This window comes from Martelella sp. UBA3392, from assembly GCF_002358775.1.
GTDB classification, from domain to species: domain Bacteria; phylum Pseudomonadota; class Alphaproteobacteria; order Rhizobiales; family Rhizobiaceae; genus Martelella; species Martelella mediterranea.
The window spans coordinates 1-5,139 of record NZ_DEPM01000032.1 but is presented as its reverse complement, the minus strand read 5'-3'; the positions used below and the strand labels follow the sequence as shown (position 1 = coordinate 5,139).

Below are 5,139 nucleotides of genomic sequence, written 5' to 3'. Positions count from 1 at the left end.
CCCCTCCGGGGCGAGAAGATTGGGAGGCTATGCGACAAAGTGAAAAGCGATAGCCTTGCAGTGGGCAGGCAGCGTTCCGGGTCATCAAAACGCTTGACCGGGGGTGAAATCTGTTGCAATAGGTACCGTACCGTACGTTACCTGGTGCGTCGGGCGAAAAAACGGGTACCGGTTTTTCGTTAACCCGACGCGCCGAAAGAAAGAAGCTGGAGCATCCGGCGCGGTTGTCCAATCGCCCATGCTCCAGTCGAGAGAGCCTTTTGTTGACCGACGACACCGATATCGAGGCCCATTTTTCGCCCCGCCAGCAGGCGGTGCTCGAGCAGGCGCTGCGGCTTCTGGTCGAGGGCGGCGAGAAATCCGTGACCACGGCGGGGATCGCGCGCGCGGCAAGCTGCTCGAAGGAAAGTCTCTACAAGTGGTTCGGCGATCGCGACGGATTGCTTGCGGCCATGGTCGCCTATCAGGCCAGCAAAGTGCGCACGTTCGAAAGCGCCGGCCATCGCCTTGATGGCGACGAACTCAAGCGGCATCTCCAGACATTCGGACAGGATCTGCTGGAAGTGCTCTCCGGCGATGTCTCGCTGGCGCTGAACCGGCTGGCGATCGGCCGGGTGACGCGGGATGGACAAAAGCTTGGCCGCATGCTTCTGGAACGGGGCAGGGCGCAGATCGACCAGCGCGCCCGCGCGCTTCTGGAAGACGGAAGACGCTCCGGCGTGCTGCTGTTCGACAATGGCGACGAGGCTTACCGCGTGCTCTACGGGCTGATCGTCGGCGACAGCCATGTGCGCCAGCTTCTGGGCGAGGCCGCCGACCGCGGCATGTTCCAGCGGCGCGCGGAGCGCGCGGTTGAACGTTTCTGGCTGCTTTATGCGGCCAAATGAATTGACGCCGTTTTCTTCGAGCGGCGGATCAAAAGGACAGGTTGTCAAGGGAAGGAAAGACAATGCGTGTTTACTACGATCAGGATGCTGATCTCAATCTCGTCAAGGGCCGCAAGGTCGCGATCATCGGCTATGGCTCGCAGGGCCGCGCCCATGCGCTGAATCTGAAGGACAGCGGCGCGGAGAATGTTGTCATCGCGCTGCGCGAAGGCTCCTCCACCGTCAAGAAGGCCGAAGCCGACGGTTTCGAGGTCAAGACTGTGGCTGATGCCGCCGCCTGGGCCGACCTGATGATGATGGCGACGCCCGACGAATTGCAGGCCGGCATCTACAGCAGCGAGATCGCGCCCAACATCCGCGACGGCGCGGCGATCGCGTTTGCCCACGGCCTCAACGTTCATTTCGGCCTGATCGAGCCCAAGAAGACCGTTGACGTCATCATGATCGCGCCGAAGGGCCCCGGCCACACCGTGCGCGGCGAATACCAGAAGGGCGGCGGCGTTCCCTGCCTCGTCGCCGTGCATCAGGATGCGTCCGGCAACGCGCTTGACGTCGCGCTGTCTTATGCGTCTGGCGTCGGAGGCGGCCGTTCGGGCATCATCGAGACCACCTTCCAGGAAGAGTGCGAAACCGACCTGTTCGGCGAGCAGGTCGTTCTGTGCGGCGGTCTGGTCGAGCTCATCCGCGCCGGTTTCGAAACCCTGGTCGAAGGCGGCTACGCCCCGGAAATGGCCTATTTCGAGTGCCTGCACGAAGTGAAGCTGATTGTCGACCTGATCTATGAAGGCGGCATCGCCAACATGAACTACTCGATCTCCAACACGGCCGAGTGGGGCGAATATGTCACCGGTCCGCGGATCATCACCGAAGAGACCAAGGCCGAGATGAAGCGCGTGCTGAAGGACATTCAGACCGGCCGTTTCACCAGCGAGTGGATGCAGGAATGGCATTCCGGCGCTGCCCGCTTCAAGGCCACCCGCCGCGTCAACGATCACCACCAGATTGAGGAAGTCGGCGAAAAGCTGCGCGGCATGATGCCCTGGATCAAGAAGGGCGCTCTGGTCGACAAAGAGCGCAACTAAGCCCTTCGCTTAAGCGATGTAAGAGAAGCCGGAGGGGTATCCCCCTCCGGCTTTTTTTTGACTCGTGCCCGCTCGATTTTGTCAGTCTTCCGGAAACCATGAAGCGATCTGGGCATCGGTCAGGTTTCCCCCGCACAAAGCCGTGGCCACGCATTTGCCTTTCAGCCGGTCCGCCTGGAGAAGTGCGGCAGCCAAACCGGCAGCGCCTGCAGGTTCCACAAGTCGGTTCCAGCTTTGTCGTGCAAACCGCATGGCGGCCAATATCGCCTCATCATCCACCAGAACCACTTCGTCGATGGTGTTTTGCAGCCATTCGACGGCTTCGGGGACCGGCTCCCGAATCGCGATGCCGTCCGCGATCGTGTCTGCCGAAGCCGTTGAAACCGGCTTTCCAGATTCGAAGGACAACGCCATGCAGGGGGCGTTTTTTGCGGCGACGGCAACCACTCGTGTTTTTGGCCACCGTGCCTTGAACCAGCAGCCGATACCGACGGCGAGCGCTCCGTTGCCCAAGGGAACGAAAATGGCGTCTATGTCATCGGCCTCCCTCGTCAGTTCCGCTGCGATCGTACCGGCGCCCTCCGCGATGGCGGCGGATGCGCCGTCTTCGACGAAAAGCAGGGCGTTGGCTTTCGCGTAGGCCTTTGCTGCCGCCTTGGCCGCATCGAAATCCTCGCCCTCGAGAATGACCTCCGCGCCGAAACGGCGCATTGCCTCGATCTTGCGCGGATTGGCGTTGATACTGGCGAAGACGGTGAGCGCCCGACCAGTGCGGGCGGCATTGTAGGCGAGCCCCTGGCCGAAATTCCCGGCTGAGGCGGTGACCAACGGCGGAGCATCTGGCTTTAGGCAAGCAACAAAATTGCTGGTGCCGCGGCCCTTGAAGCTCAGGATGGGATTTGTGGTCTCATCCTTGGCGAGGAGCAAGAAGCCTGGCGTCTGCGTCCGCAACAGCGGCGAGTTGAGGAATATCGGATCGATACGCTTCAAGGCGTCTTCGATGCGGGCGGCTGAAGGTCTTGTTTGCTTTGTCATGCGCAGATGATACCCCTATGACTTACCTTGAAACCGCTTTGTCTGAAGTAATGACGCGGAAAAACCGCGCTAAAGGGGGATAAGACGCCATGGATGAGATTGATCGCAGCATTCTTTTTCTGCTTCAGGACAACGCGGACCTGCCTGCCAAGGCGATCGCCGAGGGCGTCAACCTTTCGACTTCGGCTGTTGAGCGTCGGATTGCCCGCCTGAAGCGGCAAGGCGTCATCGACCGCATCGTCGCTGTGGTGAGCCCGAAGGCGGTGGACAGAAATCTTTCCATTCTGGTCGAGCTCGAGATCGAAAATGAGTATCGCCACACCCTGGACCAGTTTCAGAAATGGCTCGACAGCGCGGTCGAGGTTCAATCCTGCTGGTATGTGACCGGCGACGCCGACTATGTGCTGCTGGTGGTGGTGCGGGATCTGGCGGAATACAACGCCTTTATCGACAGGCTGATGCGTGAGCAGCAATCGGTGGTGCGAAAATACAAGAGCATGGTCTCGCTCAAGACCATCAAGCACTCGCTGCGATTGCCGGTTTATGAGTAACTGATGTAGGGTAGCCGGCATAAAATTACGGGGTTCTTGGTTGCAGAGAACGAAAATTACGCCAATGCGCCGTTGCCAGCGCATTTATTGCCGAAAAATAGGTCAGCATTATTGACTTAAATCCCGTGCTGTGTTGATCTTCCCGGCACAAAAAAGACGTTTGAGGAAACCCCCATGCTTGACTGGGAAGCGATTTACGCCACACGCGCCAAACGGATGGGCGCCTCCGAAATCCGCGAACTGCTGAAGCTGCTCGACCAGCCGGACATCATTTCGTTCGCCGGCGGCATTCCCGATCCGGCGCTGTTTCCGGCGGCAGATTTCCAAAAGGCCTATTCCGATATTCTCGGCAGCGCGGAAGCCGGTCAGGCGCTGCAATATTCCGTCAGCGAAGGCTATCCGCGCCTGCGCGAATGGATCGTGCAGCGTATGAACGCCCGCGGCATCAACGCCGATATCGGCAATATCTTCATCACCTCGGGCTCGCAGCAGGCGCTCGATTATCTCGGCAAGCTGTTGCTGTCGCCCGGCGATACCGCGCTGGTGCAGTGGCCGACCTATCTCGGCGCGCTGCAGGCCTTCAACGCCTATGAGCCGCGCTATGACAGGCTCGACCTCTCCCGAAACACCGCGCCGGAAGATTACGCTAAGGCCGCAAGCGAAGCCGGGAGCCGGGTGAAATTCGCCTATCTCTCGGCCGACTTCGCCAACCCGACCGGTGAATGCCTGACGCCGATGGAGCGCGAGAAACTGCTCGATATCGCCGATGCGCTGGATATCGCCGTGATCGAGGATGCCGCCTACCGGGCATTGCGCTATGACGGCGAGCGTCAGCAGACGCTGCTCGCCATGGACTGCGCGCGCTCCGGCGGCATTGAGAACACCCGCACGCTCTATTGCGGCAGTTTCTCGAAAACGCTGTCGCCGGGCCTGCGCGTCGGCTGGGTCTGCGCGGCACGGCCGGTCATCCGGCGTCTGGTGCTGGCAAAGCAAGCCGCCGACCTGCACTCGCCGACGATCAACCAGATGGCCGTCGCGCGCGTCGCCGAAGCCGGCTTCGACGCCCAGGCGGAGAAGATCATCGGCGTCTATCGCGAGCGCCGCGACGCGATGCTGGATTCGCTCGCCCGGCATATGCCCGATGGCGTAAGCTGGACCAGGCCGCAGGGCGGGATGTTTGTCTGGGTGACGCTGCCGGAACATATCGACAGCGCCGCGCTGCTCAAGGAATCGCTGAAGGAAGCCAAGGTGGCCTTCGTGCCCGGCAATGCGTTTTTCGCGGATGGCAGCGGCAAGAACCACCTCCGCCTGTCGTTCTCGTGCTCGGCGCCCGCGGCGATCGACGAGGGCATGCGCCGGCTTGGCGCGCTGATCGGCAGCGAACTCGCAGCCGCCGCCTGACAAGGGCAGCCGGAAAAAACGTTCAGACAGAGGCCCGGCGTTCAGCGTCGGGCCTCTTTTCGTTGACAATCTTGCCTCCCATTCCGGGTCATCCTCGGGCTTGACCCGAGGATCCAGGCCGCCCGGCAAAATCTCGTTATAAATCTTCGCAAATTCAGCGACTTAAGCCGCCTGGATGCTCGG

General features: G+C 61.0%; 4 protein-coding genes and 1 pseudogene. 4 read left to right on the top strand and 1 reads right to left on the bottom strand.

All coding sequences use genetic code 11. The features are described from left to right. Positions 1–260: 260 nt before the first annotated feature. Both B4E36_RS02720 and ilvC read left to right on the top strand, forming a co-directional pair. Positions 261–887, top strand: a complete 627-nt coding sequence (locus tag B4E36_RS02720; RefSeq protein WP_018066009.1) for a TetR/AcrR family transcriptional regulator — start codon at positions 261–263, stop codon at positions 885–887. A gap of 26 nt (positions 888–913) precedes the next feature. Further along, positions 914–1,969 (top strand): annotated as a pseudogene (gene ilvC / locus B4E36_RS02715) (ketol-acid reductoisomerase); the annotation flags it as partial. A gap of 81 nt (positions 1,970–2,050) precedes the next feature. On the opposite strand, the gene B4E36_RS02710 reads toward ilvC, so the two are convergent. Continuing rightward, positions 2,051–3,004 (bottom strand): threonine ammonia-lyase, encoded by a 954-nt coding sequence (locus tag B4E36_RS02710; protein ID WP_292054915.1) that lies wholly within the window; start codon positions 3,002–3,004, stop codon positions 2,051–2,053. Positions 3,005–3,093: 89 nt separating this feature from the next. Between B4E36_RS02710 and B4E36_RS02705 the strand changes: the two genes are divergently transcribed. Further along, positions 3,094–3,555 (top strand): Lrp/AsnC family transcriptional regulator, encoded by a 462-nt coding sequence (locus tag B4E36_RS02705; RefSeq protein ID WP_079920840.1) that lies wholly within the window; start codon positions 3,094–3,096, stop codon positions 3,553–3,555. A 174-nt stretch (positions 3,556–3,729) separates the two neighbouring features. Beyond that, entirely contained in the window at positions 3,730–4,956 is a 1,227-nt protein-coding gene (locus B4E36_RS02700) for a PLP-dependent aminotransferase family protein (RefSeq protein WP_292054912.1), read from the top strand. Positions 4,957–5,139: the final 183 nt, after the last annotated feature.

Coding starts and splice junctions, on each gene's coding strand:
- B4E36_RS02710 (WP_292054915.1), bottom strand. CDS start 3,004: ATGACAAAGCAAACAAGACCTTCAGCCGCCCGCATCGAAGACGCCTTG.
- B4E36_RS02705 (WP_079920840.1), top strand. CDS start 3,094: ATGGATGAGATTGATCGCAGCATTCTTTTTCTGCTTCAGGACAACGCG.
- B4E36_RS02700 (WP_292054912.1), top strand. CDS start 3,730: ATGCTTGACTGGGAAGCGATTTACGCCACACGCGCCAAACGGATGGGC.